The organism is Sulfitobacter sp. 1A12157, from assembly GCF_043557345.1.
Classification (GTDB): Bacteria; Pseudomonadota; Alphaproteobacteria; order Rhodobacterales; family Rhodobacteraceae; genus Sulfitobacter.
Map to the genome: position 1 here is coordinate 153439 of NZ_JBIFFV010000003.1, position 24741 is coordinate 178179.

A 24741-nucleotide genomic window follows, 5' to 3' on the forward strand; every position below is an offset into this window, starting at 1 on the left:
TGCCAGTCGCTCGACCTTCAGCCGTCTATCACCGCGTCCCATGAGCTTACCTCCGCCGCCAGATGGCCCCGATCGCCAACAATCACACGCATGGCAAGTGCTTCGCCCGGTTGCAAATCACAAAGTCCGGATTGGCGCAGCACGTCGATATGCAGAAACACATCTTCCGCGCAGCCAAAGACATTTGCAAACCCGAATCCCTTTGCCTTGTCGAACCATTTCACGCGGGCGGGCTCAAATTGGGCCGAGGCCAGTTGCTCGGGGTCGAAACCGGCGAATTCTACCACGGCGGCGGGCAGTTCACTAGGCGGCTCGACAGAGAGCACTTCGACCGCCTGCGCGCCGCGCTCGGTCTGTTGCACCCGCACCGCCACCCGCGCCCCATCCGCGACAGAGCTTTGGCCGAAATTGCGCAGGACATTGACGTGCAGCAGAATATCCGCCCCGCCCGCATCCGCGACCACAAAGCCGAAGCCCTTGACCGGATCGAACCATTTGACCACCCCTTCGAGAGGGTCGTCTATCGCTGCTGTTTCCGATTGGGTCTCTGACACATCTTTCATCGGGTATCGCGCCGTCAGATCAAGGGTTGAGCCGGGTCACGGCCCAGGGTGCCGCGACATCTGCGCGCCGCCACTGGAAACGGTCGTGCAAGCGAAACTCGCCATCGGCCCAGAATTCAATTTCCAGCGGGGTGATCCGGTAGCCGCCCCAGAACGGCGGACGCTCAGGGTTCACCCCCTTCTGCGCCGTCACCTTGGCCACCTCGGCCATCAGCGCAGCGCGGCCCGAAAGCGGCTGCGACTGGCGCGAGGCCCAAGCCCCCAGACGGCTTTTGAGCGAGCGCGAGGCGTAATAGGCATCGGCCTGCGGCCCGTCCTCCCGGCTGATCAAACCGCGCACCCGCAGTTGGCGGCGCAGCGATTTCCAATGCATGACAAAAGCCGCCTTGCCCGCGCGGTCCAGTTCCTGCGCCTTCTGGCTTTCGTAATTGGTATAAAAGACAAAAGCCTCTGGCTCGATCTCTTTCAGCAGCACCATGCGGGCGTTGGGCAGCCCTTGCGAATCTACCGTGCTGAGCGCGATGGCGTTGGGATCGTTAAGCTCAGTCGCCTCTGCTTCGGAAAGCCAACGCTGCGCAATTGCAAAGGGATCATCCCCTGCAAAAATACCAGTCCGCGTTTCCATTCGGCATCTCCTTCAGAGTGCTTTGCCTGTCACCGGTTCTACGCCGGGGTCCGATCTCTTCGGTATGGCATTTGTTAACAACCGGCAACTCAAAGGACAACCTCACCCGATTTCCGACAGTTAGCCGCCGATCTAATGCCAGATCCCGAGGGGTAAGGCGCCAGTGCAGTCTTGATGGTAGCGTTGCAATCGCCTAGACCAAGACAACCTCAACGGAACATAGACAAGAACATAGACAAGGCGGCGGAATGGGAAACGAACTGATGCAGGGCAAGCGCGGGCTCATCATGGGGCTGGCGAATGACAAATCCATCGCGTGGGGCGTGGCCAAAGCGCTGGCCGACGCGGGGGCGGAGCTTGCTTTTTCCTACCAAGGCGAAGCGCTGAAGAAACGCGTAGGCCCGTTGGCCGAGCAGCTTGGCAGCGATATCGTCCTGCCCTGCGATGTGGGCGATGAGGCATCCATTGACGCACTCTTTGAGAGCCTGAAAGAGCGTTGGGGTGAGCTCGATTTCATCGTTCACGCCATTGGCTTTTCCGACAAGGGCGAACTGCGCGGGCGCTATGTCGACACCAGCCGCGGCAATTTCGCCATGTCGATGGACATCTCGGTCTATTCCTTCACCGCGGTGATGCAACGCGCCGAGAAGATGATGTCGCCCGGCGCCAGCGCGCTGACGCTGACATACTACGGCGCCGAGAAGGTGATGCCGCATTATAACGTCATGGGTGTGGCCAAGGCCGCACTTGAGGCGAGCGTAAAATACCTCGCCGAAGACCTCGGCAAGGACGGCATCCGCGTCAACGCGATCTCGGCCGGGCCGATCAAGACGCTGGCCGCCTCGGGCATCGGCGACTTCCGCTACATCATGAAATGGAACGAGTATAACTCGCCCTTACGCCGCAACGTGACCACCGAGGACGTGGGCAAGGCCGCGCTGTTTTTGCTGTCGGATCTCGGCAGCGGCACCACGGGCGAGAACCTGCATGTGGACGCGGGCTATCACGTCGTCGGCATGAAGGCGGTTGACGCGCCCGACATGTCCAAGGAATAAGCCGCCCAAATGAATTCGCGCGGGTGCCCGCGCCAGTTGCTGCAAAGGACCACCATGACCAAATCCAAGGATGCCTCGCGCCTGCCCCATGAAAAGGGCTTCCACATCTCCTGGGATCAGATCCACCGCGACAGCCGCGCGCTGGCCTGGCGGCTCGATGGTCTGGGCCCCGACGATGGCGCCTGGCGTGCGGTGGTGGCGATCACCCGCGGTGGCATGGCGCCCGCGATGATCGTCGCGCGCGAGCTCGACATCCGCACCGTCGACACGATCTCGGTCATGTCCTACCACTCGGGCGGCGGCGCCGCCGATCAGCGCCGCGAGGCGAAGGTGCTGAAATCCCCCGATGCCGAGATGATGGGCGACGGCACCGGCATCCTGATCGTCGATGACCTCGTCGACAGCGGCAAGACCATCGAACTGGTCCGCGAGCTTTACCCGCAGGCCCATTTCGCCACCGTCTATGCCAAGCCCGAGGGCGAGCCGCAGGTCGATACCTTCATCACCGGCGTGAGCCAGGACACATGGATCTTCTTCCCGTGGGACATGGCCCTGCAATATGTCGAACCTTACCGCGGCAAGGACTGAGCCTCCCTCTTTCTGGCCCTAAATACTTATCCGACCTCTCATCCCGGAGCCCCAATGACGCTTTCGCGCACCGCCACCACGTTCTTCCCCCCGGTGATGGAGGCGCGGCGCTGGCTCGACGGCGTCGACTTCCCGCCCGACCGCCCGCTGATCAACGTGAGCCAGGCCGCGCCGGTCGATCCGCCCCCCGAGGGGCTGCGCCGGGCGATGGCCGATGTCACGCTGAGCAATGACGAGGCGCATCTCTACGGGCCGGTGCTGGGCCTGCCGGAGTTGCGCGCCGAACTGGCGCGACAGACGGCCGAGAAATACGCGGGCGTGGTGACCGACGAACAGGTCTGCATCACCTCCGGCTGCAATCAGGCTTTCGCCGCCGCCATCGCTACGCTCTGTGGCGAGGGTGACGAGGTCATCATCCCGACGCCGTGGTACTTCAATCACAAGATGTGGCTCGACATGAGCGGCGTCAAAGCGGTGCCGCTGCCGGTCGAGGCCGACATGCTGCCCGACCCCGAGAAAGCCGCCGCTTCCATCACCCCGCGCACCCGGGCCATCGCGCTGGTCACGCCCAACAACCCCGGTGGGGTGGAATATCCAGCCGCCCTCGTACAGGAATTCTTCGAGCTTGCCCGCCGCCACGGCATCGCCCTCATTCTCGACGAGACCTACCGCGACTTCCACAGCCGTCCCGGCGCGCCGCATGCGCTGTTCCGCGACCCCGACTGGCATGACACCCTCATCCATCTCTATTCATTCTCCAAGGCCTACCGCCTCACCGGCCACCGCGTCGGCGCGCTGATCGCCAGCCGCGCACGGCTCGCCGAGGTCGAGAAGTTCCTCGACACCGTCGCGATCTGCCCCGCGCAGATCGGCCAGCACGGCGCGCTTTGGGGGATGCAGAACCTCAGCGCATGGTTGGCCGAGGAGCGCGAGGAAATCCTGTCGCGCCGCGCCGCCATCGCCGACCTGATGCCCACGCTCGAACCACAGGGCTGGGAGCTTCTGGGTCTGGGCGGCTATTTCGCCTATATGCGCCATCCCTTCGAGGTCTCTTCGGCCGATCTGGCGCGCGATCTGGTACGCGACGCGGGCGTGCTCTGCCTGCCCGGCACGATGTTCCAACCCGAGGGCGACGCGCGCGGTGAAAGCCAGCTGCGCATCGCCTTTGCCAACCTCGACGCCGCCGGTCTGAAGGTGCTTTTCGACAGGCTTGCAGCCCTGCCACGCAACGCATAGACAGGTCCGAAATCAACGAGGGACCGTGTCATGGCCAAAAAGGGCTTCAGCTTTTCGAAAACCGCCGTCTGGGCCTTGATGGCCCTTCTGATCCTGGGTCTGGGCGGCTTTGGCGCGATCAATCTCAGCGGCAATCTGCGCAGCATCGGCACGGTGGGCGACAAGTCGATCTCGGTCGATCAATACGCCCGCCAATTGCAGCAGGAGATCCGCGCGATCGAAGCGCAGACCGGTGAGAGCCTGCCCTTTGCCCGCGCCCAAGAGATGGGGCTGGACCGCGCCGTGCTGCAACGGATCGTGCGCAACCGAGCGCTGGATCACGAAGCCGACCAGATGGGCATCTCCATCGGGGACGCCACCCTGCGCGATGAGATCGTGGCGATCTCGGCCTTTCAAGGGATCGACGGTAACTTTGACCGCGAAGGCTATCGCTTTGCCCTCCAGCAAAGCGGGATGAGCGAGGCCGAGTTCGAGCGCTCGATCCGCGAAGAAGCCGCGCGTGGTCTGCTGCAACGCGCCATTCTGGGCGGCGTCTCCATGCCCGACACCTATGCCCGCACGCTGGTCGACTACGTCGCCGAAGAGCGCAGCTTCACTTGGGCCCGGCTGAGCGAGGATGACCTCGACGCGCCCCTGCCCGCCCCCAGCGAAGACGAATTGCGCGCCTATTACGACGCCAACACCGATGATTTCATGTTGCCCGCCAGCAAAAGCATCACCTACGCTTGGCTCGCGCCCGAAGACCTGCTGGACGAAGTCGAAGTGCCCGAAGAAGAACTGCGCGCCGAATATGACGCCCGCAGCGACGAATACGACCAGCCCGAGCGGCGTTTGGTGGAACGTCTGGTCTTTGCCGATCAGGAGGCCGCAGACCGCGCCGCCGCGGCGCTTGAGGTCGACGGCACAACTTTCGAAGCGCTGGTTGAAGAGCGCGGCTTGGCTCTGGCGGATGTCGATCTCGGCGATGTTGCGAAATCCGACCTCGATGCCGCAGGCGATGCCGTCTTTGCCGCCGAAAGCGGTGACATCGTAGGCCCGCTGCCCAGCACGCTTGGGCCGGCCCTGTTTCGCGTGAACGCCATCCTCCCCGCGCAGCATGTGCCGTTCGAAGAGGCCCGTGACGTGCTGGAAGAGACCCTCGCCATCTCCCGCGCCACCCGCGCCGTCGAAGCCCGCGCGCAGGAGATTGACGACCAGCTTGCCGGGGGGGCCACGCTCGAAGACTTGGCCCAAGAGACCAAGATGCGCCTCGGCACCATCGACTGGACCCAAGACAGCAGCGAGAGCATCGCCGCCTATGGCGCCTTCCGCGAGGCCGCAGCGGGGCTGAGCGCGAATGACTTCCCGCAGATCGACCAGCTGGAAGACGGCGGCATCTTTGCCATGCGTCTGGATGAAACCAAGGACGCGCGCCCCGAACCTTTCGAAGCGGCCCGCGACGCGGTCGAAGCCGCATGGCGCGACGCCCAGATCGTCGAGGCGCTGACCGAGAAGGCCGAGAGCCTGACCGAGACGCTGGCCGACGAAGGAGGGTTCGAGACCGCCGGTCTCACGCCGCAGCTTGGCGAAGGCATGACCCGCAGCTCCTATGTAGACGGCACGCCGGGCAACTTCATGGATCAGGTCTTTGACCTCGCCGAAGGCGGTGTGGCCGTTCTGCCCGCAGGCGATAGCGTCGTGGTTCTGCGCCTCGATGCCGTGACACCGGCGGGCGAAGACGACCAGACCCAAGCGCTGATGGACCGCTTGTCGCAGCAGTTGGATCAGGCGCTGGCCCAAGGTCTTTTCGATATCTACAGCAATGCCGTCATGCGCGACGCCGATCCCCAGATTGACCAGCGCGCGATCAATGCCGTGCATGTGAACTTTCCCTGATAGGCAAATTTGATGGCCCTGACCCCGGATTTCGATAGTTTCGCCCGCGCCTATGAGGCGGGCGAAAACCAGATCGTCTACACCCGCCTTGCCGCCGATCTCGACACGCCCGTGTCCTTGATGCTGAAACTCACCGGCGCGGCGGAGAATGCCTTTGTGCTTGAATCCGTCACCGGCGGGGATGTGCGCGGGCGGTATTCGATCATCGGCATGAAGCCCGACTTGATCTGGCGCTGCCGGGGCAAGACCTCCGCCCTGAACCGTGCGGCGCGCTATGATGCCGACGCCTTCGTGGATATGCCCGGCGACCCGCTTGACCGTCTGCGCGACGTGATCGCGGAATCGCGCACCACCCTGCCCGACGATCTGCCGCAAGCCGCCGCCGGGCTTTTCGGCTACCTCGGCTATGACATGATCCGGCTGGTCGAGCATCTGCCCAATGTGAACCCCGACCCTCTGGGCCTGCCCGACGCCGTGATGGTACGCCCTTCGGTCGTCGCGGTCCTCGACGGGGTCAAAGGCGAGGTGACCATCGTCTCCCCCGCTTGGGTGTCCGAGGGCCAAACCGCCCGCGCGGCCTATGCCCAAGCCGCCGAGCGGGTGATGGACGCCGTGCGCGATCTGGAACGCGCCATGCCGCAGACCTCCCGCGATTTGGGAGAGGCGGAAGACGCGCCGGAGCCGGTCAGCAATTTCACCCGCGAGGGCTATAAATCCGCCGTGGAAAAGGCGCGCGACTATATCAAGGCGGGCGATATCTTTCAGGTGGTGCCAAGCCAGCGGTGGGCACAAGGGTTCACCCAACCGCCCTTCGCGCTCTACCGCAGCCTGCGGCGCACCAATCCCTCGCCCTTCATGTTCTACTTCAACTTCGGCGGCTTCCATGTGGTGGGCGCCAGCCCCGAGATCCTCGTCCGGGTTTTCGGCAACGAAGTGACCATCCGCCCCATCGCAGGCACCCGCAAGCGCGGCGCCACCCCGGAAGAGGACCGCGCGTTGGAAGCCGATTTGCTCAGCGACCCCAAAGAATTGGCCGAGCACCTCATGCTGCTCGATCTCGGCCGCAACGACGTGGGCCGGGTCGCCAAGATTGGCAGCGTGCGCCCGACGGAGGAGTTCATCGTCGAGCGTTACAGCCACGTCATGCACATCGTCTCCAACGTGGTGGGCGAATTGAAAGAGGGCAAAGACGCGCTCGATGCCTTCTTTGCCGGGATGCCCGCGGGCACCGTCTCGGGCGCGCCGAAAGTCCGCGCGATGGAGATCATCGACGAGTTGGAGCCCGAGAAACGCGGCGTCTATGGCGGCGGCGTGGGCTATTTCAGCGCGGGTGGCGACATGGACATGTGCATCGCCCTGCGCACCGCCGTGGTGAAGGACGAAACGCTCTACATCCAAGCAGGCGGCGGCGTGGTCTATGACAGCGACCCCGAAGCCGAGTTCATGGAGACGGTTCACAAATCCGGCGCGATCCGCCGCGCGGCTGCGGATGCGTCGCGTTTCGGCGGCAAGGGCAACGGCTGACCATGGCCCCCCGCGCGCCCTTCCAGATCGCGGGGCATTCCGTCGCCCCCGGCAGCAGCCTTGCCGTCGATCTGCCCGTCTCGATCCTACCCGATCACACGCCGGTGCATCTGTCGCTGGAAATCTTCCACGGCAAACGGCCCGGGCCGACGATGTTCGTCTCGGCGGCGGTCCATGGCGATGAGGTGATTGGCGTTGAGATCACGCGCCGCTTGCTGCGCGCCCCCCACCTCAGCGCATTGCGCGGGACGCTGATCGTGGTGCCGGTGGTCAATTCCTTCGGTTTCCTCAACCGCTCGCGCTACCTGCCTGACCGGCGCGATCTGAACCGCTGTTTCCCTGGCTCGCCTACCGGCAGCCTCGGCGCGCGGCTCGCGCATATCTTTCTGCAGGAGGTGGTGTTGCGCTGCGACTTCGGCATTGATCTGCATTCGGCGGCGATCCACCGCACCAACCTGCCGCAGGTGCGCGTCTCTCCGGCGGATAAGGTGACCCAGAAAATGGCGCTGGATTTCGGCGCGCCGGTGGTGCTGACCTCCCCGTTGCGCGATGGATCGCTGCGCGCGGTCGCCGCGAAACAAGGCACGCCGATCCTGCTGTATGAGGCGGGCGAAGGGCTCCGCTTTGACGAGATGGCCGTGCGGGCGGGTCTGGCGGGCATTCTGCGGGTGATGCGCGGCCAAGACATGCTGCCTGCCAAGGGCATCGCCCGCGCCCGCAGCGCGCCCTATATCTGCACCGCTTCCCATTGGCTGCGCGCCCCGGCAGGCGGGCTGTTGCGCACCTTCCGGGCTGAGGGGGAAACCGTCGCCGCAGGCGATCTTCTGGCCATCGTCTCGGACCCTTTCGGCAAGGAGGAGGCCGAGCTTCTGGCCGATGCGCCCGGCATCCTCATCGGGCGGGCGATGCTGCCCATCGTCAACGAAGGCGATGCGATCTTTCATCTTGCCAAACTCAGCCCCCGCGCGGCGGAGGCGACGGTGGACGAACTTGCCAGTCAGTTGGAAGAAGACCCGCTCTTCGACGAAGACGAGATCATCTAGCGCCAAAGCGCGCTTTGCGCGGGGTCACTCCTCGCGCAGCAGCACCGCCGAGATCGGGACCAAAGCCACATCGCTCGCGCGGTCCTGCAAGCCCCAGAGCAACAGGGCGGAGACGGTATCGGGGCGCAGGCGGCCCAGCATGATCACCGCGCCCTCCTGCCCTGCTCTGAAGGCCGCTTGATCCAGAAAACGCCGGATCACCCGCGCCGACTGATCCTTGCTGTCGAAATCGCGAAACACCGGATCGGCGGGCACACCCGCCTTGCGCGCCAGTTTGGGCATGGTGTTTAACCCCTTGTCCTGCGTGATCAGCCCGTGGCCGGATTGCGCGAGGATATCGGTCACCTGATCGGCCAGCGCGCGGCTGCCCTGAAAGCCGCTTTCGGTGCCTTCCAACACCCCTACCACCGGGCCGATCTGGTCGAGCGTGGCGGCGAATGTGGTCTCGGCGTCGCGGGGCTGCGCGCCCTGCGGCAGGTCAACCATGGCCAAAACCTCGAACCCGGCCTCGCGGTAGGTTGCCACCCGCGCGGCGGCATCCGGCAGGGTGCTATCTACGGCGAAACTCAGCGGATAGGGAAAGCTGCGCAACGCGGCCAACCCGGCGCTGCCTGCGGTGACCGAGGTGCCATCGTCAATCAGCACCACGCTCATCAGCGGCTTGCCCTCGGGCAGGTCAACGGCGCGGCTGTTGACCACCACAGGGCGCGGGTCTTCATTCACGATTTCGTCAGCTTCAGCGGGCTCTGCCACCACCTCTGCGCCCGGGCGGTTGATCACGACGCCCGTGGCCCGATCGGACAGGCTGGTCGCAGGTGTGCCGATGGCCGGGCGGCTGTCGGTTTCTGTTTCAGCAGGCTCTGGAGTGGCTTCGGCAACTTCCGCCTCTTCCGGCGGCGCGGGGCTCTCCGCTTCCGTGGCCTCCGGTTCAGGGGCCGGGGATGCCAGGTCAGCTTCAGCGGCCTCCGCCTCAGCGCGAGGCAGGTCTTCAAGCGCACCGGCTTCAGCCTCCGGCTCTTCGATCACGACCTCCTCCGCTGGCAGGGTGATCGCCTCTTCCTCTTCGACCTCCGGTGCGGCCATGCCCTCAGGCGCATCAAAGGCTCCTTCGATATTCGCCACATCCGGCGCGGGCGGCTGCGCGGGTTCGGTGCTGATCGAAAGCTCATCCGCCGCAGGCGGGGCATCCGGCGCTGCGGCCTGCGGATTGGGCAGCACAGGCTCTTCCGCGCCGGGCGACATCGGCGTCTGCCCCTCGGGAGCTGCGGGGGTGTTGAGCCCCTCGGCACCCCCGGTCTCCGGCAGGCTGGCCGAGGTTTGTGTGTCGGGGTCGAGCGCGGCAAGGCTGTCTTGCTGCGGCACATCCGCGCGCGGTGCGGGGGCGTTCAACACCGGCGCGCTATCGCGGCTGCGCGCCCGCTCGCCTGCGTCCGTCACATTGATCCGCGCCGGGGCGGGGCCGGATCCGGGCGCATCGCCCACCTGCGGCGGCAGCGGCAAAGGCATCATCAGCGACACCGCACCGGCCACACCGATGCTTGCCACACCGCCCCAAATCAGCCCGCTCAGAACTCCGCGTGCCATCTGCGCTACTCCTGCTGTCTGCGCCATGGCCAGAAAGCCCGGCGTTCCCCTCAATTGGCTTGCCCCAAACTCTTGACGATGGGGTTCAAGCCTGAACATGTATGCGAAAACCTATACCGCGCTCCGGCGCGGTTTCTCCAGTCCTAATACAAAGAAATGCCTGCCTGTGCTGCTGCTCATCGATAACTACGACAGCTTTACCTATAACTTAGTCCACTATCTGGGCAGCCTCGGGGCGGATGTGCAGGTGCACCGCAACGATGCGCTCAGCGTGGGCGAAGCGATGGCGATGAACCCCGCCGGTATCCTGCTGTCTCCCGGCCCCTGTGACCCTGACCAAGCGGGAATTTGCCTAGAGCTGACCCATGCCGCCGCCGCCGCGCGCGTGCCGCTTCTGGGGGTCTGCCTTGGCCATCAGACGCTGGGCCAAGCCTTCGGCGGTAAGGTCGTGCGCGCGGATGATATCGTGCATGGCAAATTGGGGCAGATGCAGCACGACGGGCGCGGGGTTTTCGCGGGGCTGCCCTCGCCCTTTGGGGCCACGCGCTATCACTCGCTGGTGGTCGAACGCGCGAGCCTGCCCGATTGCCTTGAGATCACCGCAGCGCTTGAGGACGGCACGATTATGGGGCTGCAACACCGCGAGTTGCCGCTACACGGCGTGCAATTCCACCCGGAATCGATCCGGTCCGAGCATGGCCACGCCCTGCTGCAAAACTTTTTGAACGAGATGAAGGTCCCGGCATGAGTAGCGCGCTGAAACCCCTGCTCGATGCCGCCGCGAACGGGCCGCTGTCCTCGGATCAGGCCATTGAGGCCTTTGAAATTCTGTTCGAGGGCGAAGCGACCCCAAGCCAGATCGGCGGCTTCCTCATGGCGCTGCGCACGCGCGGCGAAACGGTCACCGAATATGCCGCCGCGGCACAGGTCATGCGCAGCAAATGCAACCCTGTCCATGCGCCCGAAGGCGCGATCGACATCGTCGGCACCGGCGGTGACGGCAAGGGCACGCTGAACATCTCGACCGCCGCCGCCTTCGTGGCTGCAGGCGCGGGCGCTGTCGTGGCGAAACATGGCAACCGCAACCTCAGCTCGAAATCGGGTGCTTCCGACGCGCTGTCGCAATTGGGGATCAACGTCATGGTCGGCCCTTCGGTGGTCGAGCGTGAATTGGCCGAAGCTGGCATCGGTTTCATGATGGCGCCCATGCATCACCCCGCCGTCGCCCATGTCATGCCGACCCGGTCCGAACTTGGCACCCGCACGATCTTTAACATCCTTGGCCCGCTGACCAATCCGGCAGGGGTCAAACGGCAGTTGACCGGCGCCTATACGCGCCAGCTGATCGAACCGATGGCGCTGACGCTGAAACAACTTGGTTCGGAAAAAGCATGGCTCGTGCACGGCTCGGACGGCACGGATGAGTTGACCATCACCGGCGTCAGCTGGGTCGCAGCACTGGAAGACGGTGTCGTTAACCTGCGCGAATTGCACCCCGAGGATGCGGGCCTGCCGGTCCATCCGTTCGAGGCAATCGCCGGGGGCGAGCCCGCCGAAAACACCAAACATTTCAAAGCGCTTCTCGACGGGGTTCCCTCAGGTTACCGCGATGCGGTGCTGCTGAACGCGGCCTCCGCCTTGGTGGTGGCCGATGTGGCGCCCGATCTGAAAACCGGTGTCGAGATGGCCCGCGAAAGCATCGACAGCGGCGCGGCCCGTGACCGGATCGAAAAGGTGGCGCGGATCAGCCAGTCGGCATGACGCCACCCAGCCTCACTGCCCTCGGGTCATGGGCCGAGCTGCCCTTTTTCGCCGAGGATTGGCCGCGTATCGCCGAGCAACTTGCTGCGGAAACGAGGCTGATCCTACCGCCCGGCCCGCAGATATTTGCCGCCCTTGAGCATGTGCAACCCTCGGCTGTGGAGGTTGTGATCCTTGGCCAAGACCCCTATCCGACACCCGGCCACGCACATGGCTATGCCTTCTCTGCCGAACCGGATGTGCGCCCCATTCCCCGCTCTCTTGGCAATATCTTCAAGGAGTTAGACGCCGATCTTGGTGCATCACCTCAAGACCCAGACCTGCGGTTCTGGGCCGATCAAGGGGTTCTGCTGCTCAACAACGTGCTGACCGTTCCGGCGGGTTGTGCGAATGGCCATGCGCGGCTCGGATGGCAAAGATTGACCGCTCAGGTGCTCGCCCGGCTGTCTGATCGCCCCCGCGCCTACCTGCTTTGGGGGGCGCATGCGCAAAAGGCGGCAGCAGAAGTCGACCCGGCGCGCAACCTTAAGATTGAGACGCCGCACCCCTCACCGCTGTCGGCAAGGCGCGGCTTCTTCGGCTCACGCCCCTTCAGCCGCGTGAATGACTGGTTGCAGGGCCAAGGCAAGCCCGGCATACATTGGACAAAGCCGTGAGGATGCCATGACCGCCACAATTCTTGAAAAAATCAAAGCCTATAAGCTGGACGAAATCGCCGCGGCCAAGGCCGAAAAATCGCAGGCAGAGGTCGAGGCCGCAGCCCGCGCCGCCCCACCGGTCCGCCCCTTCGCTCAGAGCTTGCACAAGGCCTCCCGCGAAGGCTATGGCCTGATCGCTGAGATCAAAAAGGCGAGCCCTTCCAAAGGTTTGATCCGCGAAGATTTCAAACCCGCCACCCTCGCCCGCGCCTATGCCGCAGGTGGCGCGACCTGCCTGTCGGTGCTTACCGACACCCCGAGTTTTCAGGGCGCGAAGGAGTTCTTGGTCGAAGCGCGCGCCGAATGCGATCTCCCGGTACTGCGCAAGGATTTCCTCTACGACCCCTATCAGGTCGCCGAAGCGCGCAGCCTTGGTGCCGACTGCATCCTGATCATCATGGCCTCCGTCTCTGACGCGCAGGCCGCGGAACTTGAACAAGCCGCAGATGAATGGGGCATGGACGCGCTGATCGAGGTTCATGACGCCGAGGAACTGGCCCGGGCCGAGAAGCTCAAAAGCCGCATGATCGGCATTAATAACCGCAATCTCAATACTTTCGAGACCTCTCTTGATGTGACACGTCACCTGTCCGAGGCCGTCCCCCACGACCGTATGCTGGTCTGTGAATCCGGCCTCTACACCCCCGCGGATCTTGCCGATATGGCGGTCTACGGCGCGCGCTGCTTCCTTATCGGCGAAAGCCTGATGCGGCAGGAAGATGTCGAACAGGCCACCCGCGATCTGCTGGCAAACCCGCTCGTTCCCGGAGGGATGTAATGGCGCTCACCCATTTCGACGCCGAGGGCGACGCCCATATGGTCGATGTTTCGGAGAAGGCCGTGACTTCACGCGTTGCCAAGGCCGAAAGCCACATTAAGATGGCACCGGAAACGCTTGATATCATTACTGAAGGTCGCGCCAAGAAGGGCGACGTCTTGGGGGTCGCGAGGCTCGCCGGGATCATGGCGGCCAAACGCACGGCGGACCTGATCCCGCTTTGCCATCCTTTGCCGATCACCAAGGTCAGCGTCGATCTGACCCCCGATCCCGCCCTGCCCGGCATCCGCATTCTCGCCACCGTCAAAACCACCGGTCAAACCGGGGTTGAGATGGAGGCCCTTACTGCGGCCTCTGTCTCCGCCCTCACCGTCTATGACATGGCCAAAGCGGTGGATAAGGCGATGGAGATTGGCGGCACGCGGGTCGTTCTGAAAGATGGCGGTAAATCAGGCCGTTACGAGGCGACATGATCAGCGTCGAAGCGGCTTTGGAAGCCGTCCTGAACCTCGTTGCCCCTCTGGAAACCGAAGAAGTCGGCTTGCGGGCCGCCCATGGCCGTATCTTGTCGCAGCCCGTGCGCGCGCAGCGCAGCCAACCGCCTTTCGCCGCTTCATCAATGGACGGCTATGCCCTGCGCCGTGCCGAGGTTGAACCCGATGCGATGTTCAAAGTCGTCGGCGAAGCGGCGGCGGGTCACGCCTACGCAGGCACGTTGCGGGCGGGACAGGCCGTGCGCATTTTCACCGGCGCGCCGGTGCCCGAAGGGTCCGATTTCGTGGTGATTCAAGAGGATGTGACCCGCCGCGGCGACCTTATCACTCTCGGCCATCGTATTGACTATAAAGACAATATTCGCCCTGCTGGCGGAGACTTCACCGAAGGCAAAGAACTGAGCGCCCCGCGCATTCTGCGCCCCGCCGATGTCGCCCTGCTCGCCGCGATGAACGTGGCACGGGTGCCCGTCACCCGCAAACCTATCATCGCGATCCTCGCCACAGGGGATGAATTGGTGCAACCGGGTGACAGCCCCGGCCCCGACCAGATCATCGCCTCCAACAGCTATGGCCTCGCCGCCATGTTCGATGACGCCGGCGCCGAAGTGCGCATGCTGCCCATCGCGCGGGACACGACAGCCTCGCTCAAACAGGCCTTCGCCCTAGCCCGGGGTGCGGATTTGATCGTAACCATCGGCGGCGCCTCGGTGGGCGATCATGACCTTATCGCGCCGGTCGCGGCTGAGCTTGGCATGGAGCAGGCTTTTTACAAGGTCGCGATGCGCCCCGGCAAGCCGTTGATGGCAGGCAAGATCGGCAATTCCGCAATGATCGGATTGCCGGGAAACCCCGTTTCTGCAATGGTTTGCGGTGCGATCTTCGTGTTGCCGATGCTCCGGCGGATGCTTGGGCTGACCGAAGTCCATGCTGCCATGCGCGAAGCCCCCCTTGGACGCGAGATTGGCCCGAATGGGCCGCGCGCGCATTACATGCGTGCTCATCTCCGCGATGGCGCGCTCTATCCGGATGATCGGCAGGATTCGTCTCTTCTCTCCGTGCTGGCGCAGGCCGATGCGCTGATGATCCGCCCTCCTGGTGAACCGGCCCGTAAGGGGGGCGATTTGCAAAAGTACATCTTGATTTAGAGCCAACCCACGGTTGACACAAAACAAGAACATCCCTAGAACAAAAGCAATAAAACCTTCAGGGGCTGCGCGATGCTGACCAAAAAACAACTCGATCTGCTTTCTTTCATCCACCAACGCGTCCAGCGCGACGGCGTGCCGCCCAGCTTTGATGAAATGAAATTGGCGCTCGACTTGCGGTCGAAATCCGGCATCCATCGGCTGATCACAGCATTGGAGGAGCGCGGTTTCATCCGGCGCCTTGCCCACCGTGCGCGTGCGATCGAAGTGGTTAAACTGCCCGAGAGCCTCGGCGGTGCGCCCGGTTTTGCCCCCCGCGTGATTGACGGGGACCGGCCCGACGCCCCGCCTCCGCCCTCGGCGCAACCGGTCACCGCGCATCACGCGTTTGATGTGCCGGTGATGGGTCGGATCGCTGCCGGTGTCCCGATCGAGGCCATCTCGCAAGTTTCCCATAGCGTCACGGTGCCCGGCGGGATGATCGCCGGTCAGGGGGAGCATTACGCCCTCGAAGTGCGCGGCGACTCGATGATCGAGGCGGGTATCAACGATGGCGATATCGTGGTGATCCGCGAAACCTCCGTCGCCGACAATGGCGATATCGTGGTGGCCTTGGTCGAGGATCAAGAGGCCACGCTGAAACGTTTCCGCAGACAGGGGTCTTCCGTGGCTCTGGAAGCCGCCAATGCTGCCTATGAAACGCGGGTGCTGCCCTCGGACAAGGTGAAGGTTCAGGGGCGTCTTGTTGGGTTGATCCGCACCTACTGACGCGGCGGGCGGCTGTTCCACAAGCGCGTCCCGGCGCGGTCTTTCGCGGTGGTGACTTGCCAACCGTTGGGCGATTTGTTGAGGGCGATCGCGCCGGTCTCACGCAAGCGCTTGGAATCGTAGACCTGGCATGCCCAATTTCGGGCGGTCTGAATCTCGGCGGAGGCGATCACGATCTCCTTGGGTTGGCAGCCGCTGAAGGTGGCGACCGCCCGTTTTCCGGATAGATGGATGATACCTGCTCTTTGGTCCGCCCATCTTTGCGCGGCCACGGCCTGATCCGCGCCATCGCCGTCATTCTCCAACCAATTGCTCGCGACGAAACCCGCGGCTTTGTCTTTGCTGAGCGCCCTGCCCCCCGGGGTCATGACACCCACGAGCGTGCCCGTGTCGGCAACAAGCACGTCAGGGCGTGTGGTGTCTTGCCAGAGGGTGAAAGACAGCAAGATCGCGGGCAAGCCAAGCCAGCGCAGATGGCCTTCCCACAGGACGACCCAAAGAAACCCGAGCGACAGGAGCGGCAACACCCAGCCCCCCGGCCCCGGCACGAAGCTGCGCGCGCCGGGGAGATGCGCCACCACATCCGCGACCAATAGGATCCACTCAAGGCCGAGACCCATCGCCCAAAGCGGTATCCCTTCACCGCCGAAGGGTGCAAGGATCGCCGCGAGCACGGCGGCGGGAATGACCAAGACCCCCATCAAGGGGACCGAGAGCAGGTTCGCCACCAATCCGTAATGCGCGATCGTATTGAAATGCGCGGCGGATATGGGCGCGGTGGCAAGCCCCGCAACAGCCGAAGAGATCACCACCGCGGCAACGGGGCGGAGGCGTTTGGGAATGACCTCACCTTCGAAATCGCGGATCCAACCAAAAACGGCGACGAGCGCCGTGGTCGCGGCGAATGACATCTGAAACCCCGGCCCCATCAGCGCCTCAGGCCGTAGGGTCAGCACGATGATGCCTGCGATGGCGACGGCACGCAGAGAGATCGCCCGCCGCCCGATCATCAGGGCGCATAGTGCAACGGCGCACATGATATAGGCCCGCTCGGTCGCGACATTTCCGCCCGAGAGCGCGAGGTATCCGGTGGCGGCGATCAGGGCAGCCCCGGCGGCGATGCTTCGGCTGGGCCAACGGGTGGCGGTCACCGGATGCAACGCGAGACACAGGCGCGCCGCGCCGAAGACGACGCCGCTGAGCAACCCCATATGCAGGCCCGAGATTGCCAAAAGATGGGCCAGATTGCTGCTGCGCAGATCCTGCAAGGCGTCTTGCGAAATCGCGCTGCGGTCGCCAGTGGTGATGGCAGCGGCGAAACCTCCGATATCGCCGGGAAGATGGGCGCGCACCCGCGCGGAGGCGGCCATGCGCAGCCGGAACAGGAACAGCGCGATGCCTCCTCCCACAGGCTCCGCCATCCCCAAGAGCGGCACGCGGGTGTAGCCCACCGCGCCCAACTCGGCAAACCACGCATGGCGCTGAAAATCGAAACCGCCCGGCTCGACCGGGCCTGCGGGGGGCGACAGATGCGCCGTGGTCATCACCTGCATGCCGGGGCGCGGGGCAATTGCACCGGGAAGCGTCGAATGGAGTGAGACGCGAACCCGGGGCGGCGTGCGCGCGGGCGGCACCCGGTCCAACCGCACCTGATCGAGCGTCACGCGCGGCGCGTCGGATTGGCTACGGTCAAGCGCCACGACACGCCCCTCGACCGGGCCATAGTAGCGCCAGCCGAGAACCGGGGCCGCGACCGAATGCGCCCGAAACGCCGCCAGCAACACTCCCAGCAGGACCAAAGCCGCGCCGACCGCAAAGGGGGCCGTCGCCTCGGGCAGCGCCCGCGCGACGACCGCCAGCGCGACCACGAGACATGCCACCGCAGCCAGCATCGCCCCCGAAGGCTCCGCCCGCAGCGAAAAATACCAGCCGATCCCCAAGGCGAGGCAGACCGGCACCCAGCAAAACAGATGCCCGCGCTGGCGGAGCATCACGGCGCTAAACTGGTTCCAAAGGCCCATGCTTGCCCCCGCGGATCGCACTGGGTAGACAGGCGTCAAATCCTAGGACCGGGATGGTTACCAATTGGTAAACGCCGCTCCAAACACCATATCTCTGACCGAAAGGCCCGCCGCCATGAACGCCCCTGTTGTGACCCGTTTCGCCCCGTCTCCCACCGGGTTCCTGCATATCGGCGGGGCGCGGACCGCCCTGTTCAACTGGCTCTATGCCCGTGGCCGGGGGGGTAAATTCCTGCTGCGCATCGAAGACACCGACCGCGCCCGTTCCACCCCCGAAGCGACCGCGGCGATTCTGCAGGGCATGTCGTGGCTCGGTCTTGACCACGATGGCGAAATCGTCAGCCAGTTCGAGAATGCATCGCGCCACGCCGAAGTCGCGCAGGAACTGCTGGCCTCAGGAAAAGCCTATAAGTGCTTTGCCAGCCAAGAAGAAATCACCGCCTACCGGGAGGCCGCCAAGGCCGAAGGGCGCAGCACGCTCTACCGCTCCCCGTGGCGCGACGCCGATCCGGCAAGCCATCCGGATGCGCCTTACGTCATCCGCATCAAGGCCCCGCTGGAAGGCACCACCGTGATCCGCGATCAGGTGCAAGGCGATGTCACCATCCGCAACGACCAGCTTGACGATATGATCCTGCTGCGCTCGGACGGCACGCCGGTCTATATGCTGGCCGTGGTGGTGGACGATCACGATATGGGCGTGACCCATGTGGTGCGCGGCGACGATCACCTCAACAATGCCGCCCGCCAGATGATGATCTATGAGGCGATGGGCTGGGACGTGCCGGTCTGGGCGCATATCCCGCTGATTCACGGCGCGGATGGCAAGAAGCTGTCGAAACGCCACGGCGCCTTGGGCGCGCAGGAATATCAGGTGATGGGCTATCCCGCAGCGGGCATGCGCAACTACCTCGCCCGCCTTGGCTGGAGCCATGGGGATGACGAATTCTTCACCGATGCACAGGCGCAGGAATGGTTCGATCTGGACGGCATCCGCAAAAGCCCCGCGCAGTTTGACCTTAAAAAGCTGGAAAACCTCTGCGGTCAGCATATCGCGCAGGCCGATGATGCCGCGCTGCGGCGCGAGATCGAAACCTATCTTGAAGCAGCAGGAGAGCCCACGCTGACCGAAGGTCAGGCCGAGGGTTTGGAACGGGCCATGTACTGCCTGAAAGATCGCGCGAAGAAATTCCCTGAACTGCTTGAAAAAGCGGCCTTTGTCTTGGCCGAGCGCCCGATCACCCCGGATGAGAAAGCGGCAAAGAATCTCGATTCGGTATCCCGTGGCATACTGTCGGAATTGACGCCGCAATTGCAAAATGCTAGCTGGGACAAAGAAACGCTGGAGGAGGTACTGAACGGCTTTGCTGCCGCGCATGACACCAAATTTGGCAAGCTGGCGGGGCCGCTTCGGGCGGCCTTGGCTGGCAGGGCAGTCACCCCATCGGTTTTTGACATGATGTTGGTGCTGGGGCGCGATGAGACCCTTGCCCGACTGACGGACGCCGCGGCCTAAGTTTTGGTTCACCACTTCTTTGGGCGGCAGGTATAACTGAACGGGACAGCCCCATTTGGGGCTAGGCCCAGACGGCGGGGGCATCTCCGCAGCCTACATTCGGGAAGGGATTTCATGACCAATAACAATAAAACCGCAACGCTGACGATCGACGATCGGAGCTTCGATCTGCCGATTCACAGCCCCACCGACGGGCCCGATGTCGTCGATATCCGCAAGCTCTATGCGCAGGCAGGTGTCTTTACCTACGACCCGGGCTTCACCTCGACCGCGGCTTGCGACAGCACGATCACTTTCATCGACGGCGACAAGGGCGTGCTGCTGCACCGCGGCTACCCGATCGAGCAACTGGCCTCGAAGTCGCATTACCTCGAAGTCTGCTACCTGCTGCTTTACGGTGAGCTGCCCTCCCCCAAGGCGCTGGAAGATTTCGAGTGTCTGGTGACCAACCACACCATGCTGCACGAGCAGATGATGAACTTCTTCCGCGGCTTCCGCCGTGATGCGCATCCGATGGCCATCATGGTGGGCGTGGTTGGCGCAATGTCGGCCTTCTATCACGACAGCACCGACATCAACGACGAGCACCAGCGTGAGGTCGCCACGATCCGCCTGATCGCCAAGATGCCGACGATCGCGGCGATGGCCTATAAATACACCATCGGCCAGCCTTTCATCTATCCGCGCAACGACCTTGACTATGCGTCGAACTTCCTGCGCATGTGCTTTGCCGTTCCCGCCGAAGAGCATGAGGTCAACCCGATCCTCAGCCGCGCGATGGACCGGATCTTTACCCTACACGCCGACCACGAGCAGAACGCCTCGACCTCGACCGTGCGTTTGGCATCGTCTTCCGGTGCGAACCCCTTCGCCTGTATCGCCGCTGGCATCGCCTGTCTCTGGGGTCCGGCGCATGGTGGCGCGAACCAAGCCTGCCTTGAGATGCTCAAGGAAATCGGCACGCCCGATCGCATCCCAGAGTTCATCGCCCGCGCCAAGGACAAGAACGACCCCTTCCGTCTGATGGGCTTTGGCCACCGCGTTTACAAGAACCACGACCCCCGCGCGACCGTGATGAAGGAAAGCGCCGACGAGGTTCTCGAACTGCTCGGCGTGGAGAACAACCCGATCCTTCAGGTTGCCAAGGAATTGGAGAAAGCCGCGCTTGAAGATCCGTATTTCGCGGAGAAGAAGCTTTTCCCGAACGTGGATTTCTATTCCGGCATCATCCTCGAAGCGATGGGCTTTCCCACGTCGATGTTCACCCCGATCTTCGCACTGGCGCGAACCGTGGGCTGGATCTCACAATGGAAAGAGCAGATCAGCGATCCGCAGCTCAAAATCGGCCGCCCGCGTCAGCTCTACCTCGGCGAGGACAAGCGCGATTACGTCGATATCGAGGACCGCTGAACCGGCTTTCGATGACTTTGCAAACGCCCCGGATTTCCGGGGCGTTTCGCGTTTCTCCCGCCGTTCCCGACAATACCTATGATTGAGGTCGTTGACCCTAGGGCAACAATGGCGCCGCCAGTGGAGGGACTGAGTCCGCCCGCGCGAATCGCGAAACTTGCTTCCCTCTCTTGCGGTGTGAGCAATGCCCCGGAAATTCCATTAATGTTTCCAAGCGTTTTGCCGGACGCGAAACACCGAGGCGGAAATTACGGCCAAATTACGGCACTGTTTCGGGCTGCGTGACAATCTGCCCGACCCGCTTGACGGGTTTCCCCCCGCGACGGTAGCTTTTTTTCAAGATGTCCTTTCGGGGTGGGACGGGCATCATTGCGGCACTGCCGAAGGGGTTCGCTCTTTCGCGGTGCGGTTGGCGTCCATCCCATTGCAGACGCCCAGCAGTGCAGTCGGGCCGCGACGAGGGAAAGCAGGATGACCGCAACGAACCGGACCAAAGGGCTTCGCTGGGACTGTGCCACCGGCTTGACGCCCGCAAAGACCGAGAACATCCCCGGCCCGCAGGGCGCGCTTGTCCCCGACACGTTGCATGATTGCGATCAGATCGCCGTGGTCTATGACAAGGGCCAGACCCCGCCGCGCATCACCATCGCGCAGGTCTCGAACTCGGTTCATACGGTTCTGGCGGATGGGGTCGCCGTGGCGGTGGTGGCGCGGGCCAATGGCCCGGCGCCTTCGGCGAGTGACGTGCTGCTGGTCGAGCGGAGCTGCTAGCGCTCAGCGCCCCTGAAACTTGGGGCTGCGTTTTTGGGTAAAGGCGCTCACCCCCTCGGCAAAGTCCTGCGACTTGCCGCAGCGGCCCTGCGCTTCAGCCTCGAGCGAGAGTTGATCTTCCAACCCATTGTCCCAAGAGGCGCGGATCGCCTTTTTCGCTTCGGCATAGGCCGCCGTCGGGCCCGCCGCCAGTTGCGCGGCCTTGGCACGCCAATGGGCATCGAATTCCGCATCCGGCACCGCCTGCCAGATCATGCCCCAATCATCGGCCTGCCGCGCGGTGATCTTATCGGCAAAGAGGGCCGCCCCCATCGCCTTGGCCATGCCCATCTGCCGCGGCAGCGCATAGGTGCCGCCCGCGTCGGGGATCAGGCCAATGCGGGTGAAGGCCTGCATGAAATAGGCGCTCTCGCTGGCAAAGACGACATCGGCGGCCAGCGCGATATTCGCCCCTGCCCCCGCCGCCGGGCCGTTCACGGCGGCGATGGTCGGCACCGGGCAGCTGATGATGGCGCGCAGCAGCGGCGCGTATTCTTCGCGCAGGGTTTTCTCCAGATCGGCCACGCCGCCCGCCCGGTCGGCCAAGTCTTGGCCCGAGCAAAAGGCACGCCCCGCTCCCGTCAGAACCACGACCCGCGCCGCGCGCCCGCCTTCGGTCACCGCATGGGTCAGCTCCGCCCGCATTTGTGTGGTGAGCGCGTTCATCTTATCGGCGCGGTTCAGCGTGATCAGCGCGACACCGTCGGTCAGCGCATAGGTGATCGTTTCATAGTCCATCTTGCTATCCTCGATTGCTTGGCCGCAGCATATCAAAGCAATGTGCCGCTGCCAGTGCAACGGGGCGTCAGCGGTCGAGAATATCGCGCAGGCGGGTTTCTTCCTCTGCCGAGAGGGGCGCCTCGCTTGGGGTTTTGCTGCGGGCGCGACCACGCAGATAGATCACGCCCAGCCCCCCGGCCAGCAAGAGCATCAGCGGCCCTGCCCCCCAAAGCAGCCAATTGGCCCCGGTCGCCTGCGGGTTCAGCAGCACATATTCACCGTATCGGTCGACGATGAAATCCACCGCCTCTGCGTCGCTGTCGCCCGCCACCAGCCGCTCGCGCAGCAAGATGCGCAGATCGCGCGCAAGGCTCGCGTTGCTCTCGTCAATGCTCTCGTTCCGGCAAACGAGGCAGCGCAGACCCTGGCTCAACTCCCGCGCGCGGGCTTCCAGCGCGGGATCGTCGAGCACTTCGTCAGGCTGCACTGCCCAGAGGGGGCTGGCGAGCAGCGTAAGGATCAGCAGCAGCCGTTTCATTCCGCAGGCACCCCCGCCGGCTGCTTGCGCGCACCCGCCGCGACCCGGAAGCGCCGGTCGCTGAGGCTCAGCACCCCGCCAAGCGCCATGAGCGCGCAGCCGATCCAAATCCAATTGGTCATCGGCTTAATATAGGTCCGCACGGCCCAACCGCCGCCGTCCTGCGCATCGCCGATCACCACATAGACATCGCGCGCGAGGTTATAGTCGATCGCCGCTTCGGTCGTGGGCATCTGCGCCACGGGGTAGAACCGCTTTTCAGGTCGCAGGGTCGAGATCAGCTTGCCGTCCTGCGCCAACGTAATCTCGGCCATGGTGCTGAGGTAGTTCGGCCCCCGAACCTCGCTTACGTCCCGCAGGGTCAGCGTGTAGCTGCCCACGTCAAAGGGCGCGTCGATCCGGGCCACGCGGATGTCATCCACGGCCCAGGCCATCAGCCCCGCGATTCCGGCCATGGTGACGCCCAGCCCGCCATGCGCGGTGGCCTTGCCCCAATCCGCACGCGGCAGACGGCGCAGACGGCGCAGCTTGCCCGGACCGCGCCCAAGGCGCTGCATCACATCGACCACCGTGCCCATCACCAGCCACGCCCCGAGGAACAGGCCCACAGGCCCCAGCAGGCCGCGCCCGGTCTGCACGGCAAAGGCCAGCCCCCCAAGCGCCAGCGCCAGCAGGAAGGCATAGCGCAGCGGGTAGAGCGCGCGCATAATCTTGGCGCGTTTCCATGGCATCGCGCTGCCAATCGGCAGGATCAGCCCGAGCGCTACCATGAAAGGGGTAAACGCGGCGTTAAAGAACGGCGGGCCGACGCTGAGTTTCCGGTCGAGGAACATCTCGGCCACCAGCGGCCACATGGTGCCCACGAAAACCACGAAACAAGCCACTGCGAGGAGCAGGTTGTTCACCACAAGGGCGGTCTCGCGGCTCAGCAGGCCAAAGACGCCTTTCGCCTCCAGCGCCGAGGCACGCAGCGAATAGAGCACCAGCGCCCCGCCGGTAAAGATCCCCAGAATGGCCAGAATAAAGACCCCGCGCTCGGGGTCATTGGCAAAGGCATGGACGGAGGTCAGCAGGCCAGAGCGCACGATAAAAGTGCCGATCAGCGAAAAGCCGAAAGCGAGAATGGCGAGTAGAATGGTCCAGCTTTTGAGGCTCTCGCGCTTCTCGACCACAATGGCGGAATGCAACAGCGCCGCCGCCAAGAGCCAAGGCATGAAGGAGGCGTTCTCCACCGGATCCCAGAACCAGAAACCGCCCCAGCCAAGCTCATAATAGGCCCACCAAGACCCAAGCGCGATGCCGATGGTCAGAAACACCCAAGCCGCCAGCGTCCAGGGCCGCACCCACCGGCCCCAAGCCGCATCCACGCGCCCCTCGATGAGGGCCGCCACGGCGAAGCTGAAAGCCATGCTAAGGCCGACATAGCCGAGATAGAGAAACGGCGGGTGGAAGGCCAAACCGGGGTCTTGCAAGAGCGGGTTCAGGTCTTGGCCGTCAAAGGGCGGCGTGCCCATGCGCAGAAAGGGGTTCGAGGTGAAAAGGATGAACGCCAGAAAGGCCACTCCGATCGCCGCCTGTACCGAGAGCACCCGCGCGCGCAGGCGCGGCGGCAGGTTGCCGCCGAACCACGCGGCCATCGCCCCGAAGAGCGCCACAATCAGCACCCACAGCAGCATCGACCCTTCGTGATTGCCCCATGTACCGCTGATTTTATAAAGCATCGGCTTAGCGGAATGGCTGTTGGCCACCACCAGTTGCAGGCTGAAGTCCGAGGTGACAAAGGCCCACATCAGCGCGCCAAAGGACAGGGCGATCAGGATAAATTGCGCCGCCGCCGCCGGTTCGGCCACCGCCATCCAGCCCGCGCGGCCCCGCCAAGCGCCCCACATCGGCACCACCATCTGTACAAGCGCCACGCCAAAGGCGAGCACCAGCGCGAAATGTCCAAGCTCTGTAATCATGGGCCGGACTATAGGGGGCCGAAGC

General features: G+C 64.1%; 23 protein-coding genes. 16 read left to right on the plus strand and 7 right to left on the minus strand.

Going from position 1 to position 24741, the window contains the following annotated elements; translation table 11 throughout:
* Window positions 1–17 precede the first annotated feature (17 nt).
* The gene (locus ACGYLC_RS07390; RefSeq protein WP_394402669.1) at window positions 18–563 is read right to left on the minus strand and encodes a cold shock domain-containing protein; all 546 of its coding nucleotides are present in this window, start codon (window positions 561–563) and stop codon (window positions 18–20) included.
* Window positions 564–582: 19 nt separating this feature from the next.
* A complete protein-coding gene (gene pdxH, locus ACGYLC_RS07395) occupies window positions 583–1188 on the minus strand; it encodes a pyridoxamine 5'-phosphate oxidase (protein ID WP_394422377.1) in 606 nt (201 codons plus the stop codon).
* A gap of 248 nt (window positions 1189–1436) precedes the next feature.
* Between pdxH and fabI the strand changes: the two genes are divergently transcribed.
* From fabI to ACGYLC_RS07425, 6 genes are read left to right on the plus strand one after another with little or no spacing between them, the layout of a single operon-like run.
* Window positions 1437–2243, plus strand: coding sequence for an enoyl-ACP reductase FabI (fabI, locus tag ACGYLC_RS07400; protein WP_067261594.1), 807 nt, complete (start codon window positions 1437–1439; stop codon window positions 2241–2243).
* 54 nt (window positions 2244–2297) lie between these two features.
* Complete coding sequence (gene gpt / locus ACGYLC_RS07405) at window positions 2298–2831, plus strand: xanthine phosphoribosyltransferase (protein WP_067261592.1); 534 nt, start codon at window positions 2298–2300, stop codon at window positions 2829–2831.
* A gap of 54 nt (window positions 2832–2885) precedes the next feature.
* Window positions 2886–4067, plus strand: coding sequence for an aminotransferase (locus ACGYLC_RS07410; protein ID WP_394422378.1), 1182 nt, complete (start codon window positions 2886–2888; stop codon window positions 4065–4067).
* 30 nt (window positions 4068–4097) lie between these two features.
* The gene (locus ACGYLC_RS07415; RefSeq protein WP_394422380.1) at window positions 4098–5942 is read left to right on the plus strand and encodes a peptidyl-prolyl cis-trans isomerase; all 1845 of its coding nucleotides are present in this window, start codon (window positions 4098–4100) and stop codon (window positions 5940–5942) included.
* 12 nt (window positions 5943–5954) lie between these two features.
* A complete protein-coding gene (gene trpE / locus ACGYLC_RS07420) occupies window positions 5955–7466 on the plus strand; it encodes an anthranilate synthase component I (protein WP_394422381.1) in 1512 nt (503 codons plus the stop codon).
* A 2-nt stretch (window positions 7467–7468) separates the two neighbouring features.
* Window positions 7469–8509, plus strand: coding sequence for a succinylglutamate desuccinylase/aspartoacylase family protein (locus ACGYLC_RS07425; RefSeq protein ID WP_394402661.1), 1041 nt, complete (start codon window positions 7469–7471; stop codon window positions 8507–8509).
* 24 nt (window positions 8510–8533) lie between these two features.
* Here ACGYLC_RS07425 and ACGYLC_RS07430 read toward each other — a convergent pair whose 3' ends face one another.
* Window positions 8534–10093 carry a divergent polysaccharide deacetylase family protein gene (locus tag ACGYLC_RS07430; RefSeq protein ID WP_394422382.1) on the minus strand — a complete coding sequence of 520 codons (1560 nt, stop codon included), beginning with the start codon at window positions 10091–10093 and terminating at the stop codon, window positions 8534–8536.
* A 166-nt stretch (window positions 10094–10259) separates the two neighbouring features.
* Between ACGYLC_RS07430 and ACGYLC_RS07435 the strand changes: the two genes are divergently transcribed.
* The 7 genes from ACGYLC_RS07435 (at window position 10260) to lexA (ending at window position 15740) form a co-directional block, all read left to right on the plus strand.
* A complete protein-coding gene (locus ACGYLC_RS07435; protein ID WP_394402659.1) occupies window positions 10260–10841 on the plus strand; it encodes an anthranilate synthase component II in 582 nt (193 codons plus the stop codon).
* Window positions 10838–11854: an anthranilate phosphoribosyltransferase gene (trpD, locus tag ACGYLC_RS07440; protein WP_394422383.1), complete on the plus strand. Its 1017-nt coding sequence runs from the start codon at window positions 10838–10840 to the stop codon at window positions 11852–11854. The genes ACGYLC_RS07435 and trpD overlap by 4 nt, the downstream gene beginning before the upstream one ends.
* Complete coding sequence (locus ACGYLC_RS07445) at window positions 11851–12510, plus strand: uracil-DNA glycosylase (RefSeq protein ID WP_394422385.1); 660 nt, start codon at window positions 11851–11853, stop codon at window positions 12508–12510. The genes trpD and ACGYLC_RS07445 overlap by 4 nt, the downstream gene beginning before the upstream one ends.
* A 7-nt stretch (window positions 12511–12517) precedes the next feature.
* Complete coding sequence (trpC, locus tag ACGYLC_RS07450; protein ID WP_394422386.1) at window positions 12518–13330, plus strand: indole-3-glycerol phosphate synthase TrpC; 813 nt, start codon at window positions 12518–12520, stop codon at window positions 13328–13330.
* Window positions 13330–13803: a cyclic pyranopterin monophosphate synthase MoaC gene (moaC, locus tag ACGYLC_RS07455; protein ID WP_394422388.1), complete on the plus strand. Its 474-nt coding sequence runs from the start codon at window positions 13330–13332 to the stop codon at window positions 13801–13803. Before trpC ends, moaC begins: the two co-directional genes overlap by 1 nt.
* Window positions 13800–14972, plus strand: coding sequence for a gephyrin-like molybdotransferase Glp (glp, locus tag ACGYLC_RS07460; RefSeq protein WP_394422389.1), 1173 nt, complete (start codon window positions 13800–13802; stop codon window positions 14970–14972). Before moaC ends, glp begins: the two co-directional genes overlap by 4 nt.
* Window positions 14973–15044: 72 nt before the next feature.
* Window positions 15045–15740: a transcriptional repressor LexA gene (lexA, locus tag ACGYLC_RS07465; protein WP_394422391.1), complete on the plus strand. Its 696-nt coding sequence runs from the start codon at window positions 15045–15047 to the stop codon at window positions 15738–15740.
* Here lexA and ACGYLC_RS07470 read toward each other — a convergent pair.
* A complete protein-coding gene (locus ACGYLC_RS07470; RefSeq protein ID WP_394422393.1) occupies window positions 15734–17761 on the minus strand; it encodes a ComEC/Rec2 family competence protein in 2028 nt (675 codons plus the stop codon). The genes lexA and ACGYLC_RS07470 overlap by 7 nt on opposite strands.
* A 115-nt stretch (window positions 17762–17876) precedes the next feature.
* Here ACGYLC_RS07470 and gltX point away from each other — a divergent pair, with 115 nt between their 5' ends.
* The 3 genes from gltX (at window position 17877) to ACGYLC_RS07485 (ending at window position 21458) form a co-directional block, all read left to right on the plus strand.
* Window positions 17877–19277 (plus strand): glutamate--tRNA ligase, encoded by a 1401-nt coding sequence (gene gltX / locus ACGYLC_RS07475; protein ID WP_394422394.1) that lies wholly within the window; start codon window positions 17877–17879, stop codon window positions 19275–19277.
* A 114-nt stretch (window positions 19278–19391) separates the two neighbouring features.
* The gene (locus ACGYLC_RS07480) at window positions 19392–20687 is read left to right on the plus strand and encodes a citrate synthase (protein ID WP_394422396.1); all 1296 of its coding nucleotides are present in this window, start codon (window positions 19392–19394) and stop codon (window positions 20685–20687) included.
* 471 nt (window positions 20688–21158) lie between these two features.
* Window positions 21159–21458 (plus strand): hypothetical protein, encoded by a 300-nt coding sequence (locus tag ACGYLC_RS07485; RefSeq protein ID WP_394402643.1) that lies wholly within the window; start codon window positions 21159–21161, stop codon window positions 21456–21458.
* A 3-nt stretch (window positions 21459–21461) separates the two neighbouring features.
* Here ACGYLC_RS07485 and ACGYLC_RS07490 read toward each other — a convergent pair whose 3' ends face one another.
* The 3 genes from ACGYLC_RS07490 to ACGYLC_RS07500 all read right to left on the minus strand — a co-directional run bounded on the left by ACGYLC_RS07490 (window position 21462) and on the right by ACGYLC_RS07500 (window position 24716).
* On the minus strand, window positions 21462–22235 hold the full coding sequence (locus ACGYLC_RS07490; protein WP_394422397.1) for an enoyl-CoA hydratase-related protein: 774 nt from the start codon (window positions 22233–22235) through the stop codon (window positions 21462–21464).
* Between the two features lie 67 nt (window positions 22236–22302).
* Window positions 22303–22755 (minus strand): cytochrome c-type biogenesis protein CcmH, encoded by a 453-nt coding sequence (locus ACGYLC_RS07495; protein WP_394422398.1) that lies wholly within the window; start codon window positions 22753–22755, stop codon window positions 22303–22305.
* Entirely contained in the window at window positions 22752–24716 is a 1965-nt protein-coding gene (locus tag ACGYLC_RS07500) for a heme lyase CcmF/NrfE family subunit (protein ID WP_394402639.1), read from the minus strand. Before ACGYLC_RS07500 ends, ACGYLC_RS07495 begins: the two co-directional genes overlap by 4 nt.
* Window positions 24717–24741: the final 25 nt, after the last annotated feature.

Coding starts and splice junctions, on each gene's coding strand:
- gltX (WP_394422394.1), top strand. CDS start 17,877: ATGAACGCCCCTGTTGTGACCCGTTTCGCCCCGTCTCCCACCGGGTTC.
- ACGYLC_RS07470 (WP_394422393.1), bottom strand. CDS start 17,761: ATGGGCCTTTGGAACCAGTTTAGCGCCGTGATGCTCCGCCAGCGCGGG.
- ACGYLC_RS07500 (WP_394402639.1), bottom strand. CDS start 24,716: ATGATTACAGAGCTTGGACATTTCGCGCTGGTGCTCGCCTTTGGCGTG.
- ACGYLC_RS07485 (WP_394402643.1), top strand. CDS start 21,159: ATGACCGCAACGAACCGGACCAAAGGGCTTCGCTGGGACTGTGCCACC.
- lexA (WP_394422391.1), top strand. CDS start 15,045: ATGCTGACCAAAAAACAACTCGATCTGCTTTCTTTCATCCACCAACGC.
- ACGYLC_RS07495 (WP_394422398.1), bottom strand. CDS start 22,755: ATGAAACGGCTGCTGCTGATCCTTACGCTGCTCGCCAGCCCCCTCTGG.
- trpD (WP_394422383.1), top strand. CDS start 10,838: ATGAGTAGCGCGCTGAAACCCCTGCTCGATGCCGCCGCGAACGGGCCG.
- ACGYLC_RS07430 (WP_394422382.1), bottom strand. CDS start 10,093: ATGGCACGCGGAGTTCTGAGCGGGCTGATTTGGGGCGGTGTGGCAAGC.
- ACGYLC_RS07490 (WP_394422397.1), bottom strand. CDS start 22,235: ATGGACTATGAAACGATCACCTATGCGCTGACCGACGGTGTCGCGCTG.
- ACGYLC_RS07425 (WP_394402661.1), top strand. CDS start 7,469: ATGGCCCCCCGCGCGCCCTTCCAGATCGCGGGGCATTCCGTCGCCCCC.
- pdxH (WP_394422377.1), bottom strand. CDS start 1,188: ATGGAAACGCGGACTGGTATTTTTGCAGGGGATGATCCCTTTGCAATT.
- fabI (WP_067261594.1), top strand. CDS start 1,437: ATGGGAAACGAACTGATGCAGGGCAAGCGCGGGCTCATCATGGGGCTG.
- ACGYLC_RS07445 (WP_394422385.1), top strand. CDS start 11,851: ATGACGCCACCCAGCCTCACTGCCCTCGGGTCATGGGCCGAGCTGCCC.
- moaC (WP_394422388.1), top strand. CDS start 13,330: ATGGCGCTCACCCATTTCGACGCCGAGGGCGACGCCCATATGGTCGAT.
- ACGYLC_RS07390 (WP_394402669.1), bottom strand. CDS start 563: ATGAAAGATGTGTCAGAGACCCAATCGGAAACAGCAGCGATAGACGAC.
- glp (WP_394422389.1), top strand. CDS start 13,800: ATGATCAGCGTCGAAGCGGCTTTGGAAGCCGTCCTGAACCTCGTTGCC.
- trpC (WP_394422386.1), top strand. CDS start 12,518: ATGACCGCCACAATTCTTGAAAAAATCAAAGCCTATAAGCTGGACGAA.
- ACGYLC_RS07415 (WP_394422380.1), top strand. CDS start 4,098: ATGGCCAAAAAGGGCTTCAGCTTTTCGAAAACCGCCGTCTGGGCCTTG.
- gpt (WP_067261592.1), top strand. CDS start 2,298: ATGACCAAATCCAAGGATGCCTCGCGCCTGCCCCATGAAAAGGGCTTC.
- trpE (WP_394422381.1), top strand. CDS start 5,955: ATGGCCCTGACCCCGGATTTCGATAGTTTCGCCCGCGCCTATGAGGCG.
- ACGYLC_RS07410 (WP_394422378.1), top strand. CDS start 2,886: ATGACGCTTTCGCGCACCGCCACCACGTTCTTCCCCCCGGTGATGGAG.
- ACGYLC_RS07480 (WP_394422396.1), top strand. CDS start 19,392: ATGACCAATAACAATAAAACCGCAACGCTGACGATCGACGATCGGAGC.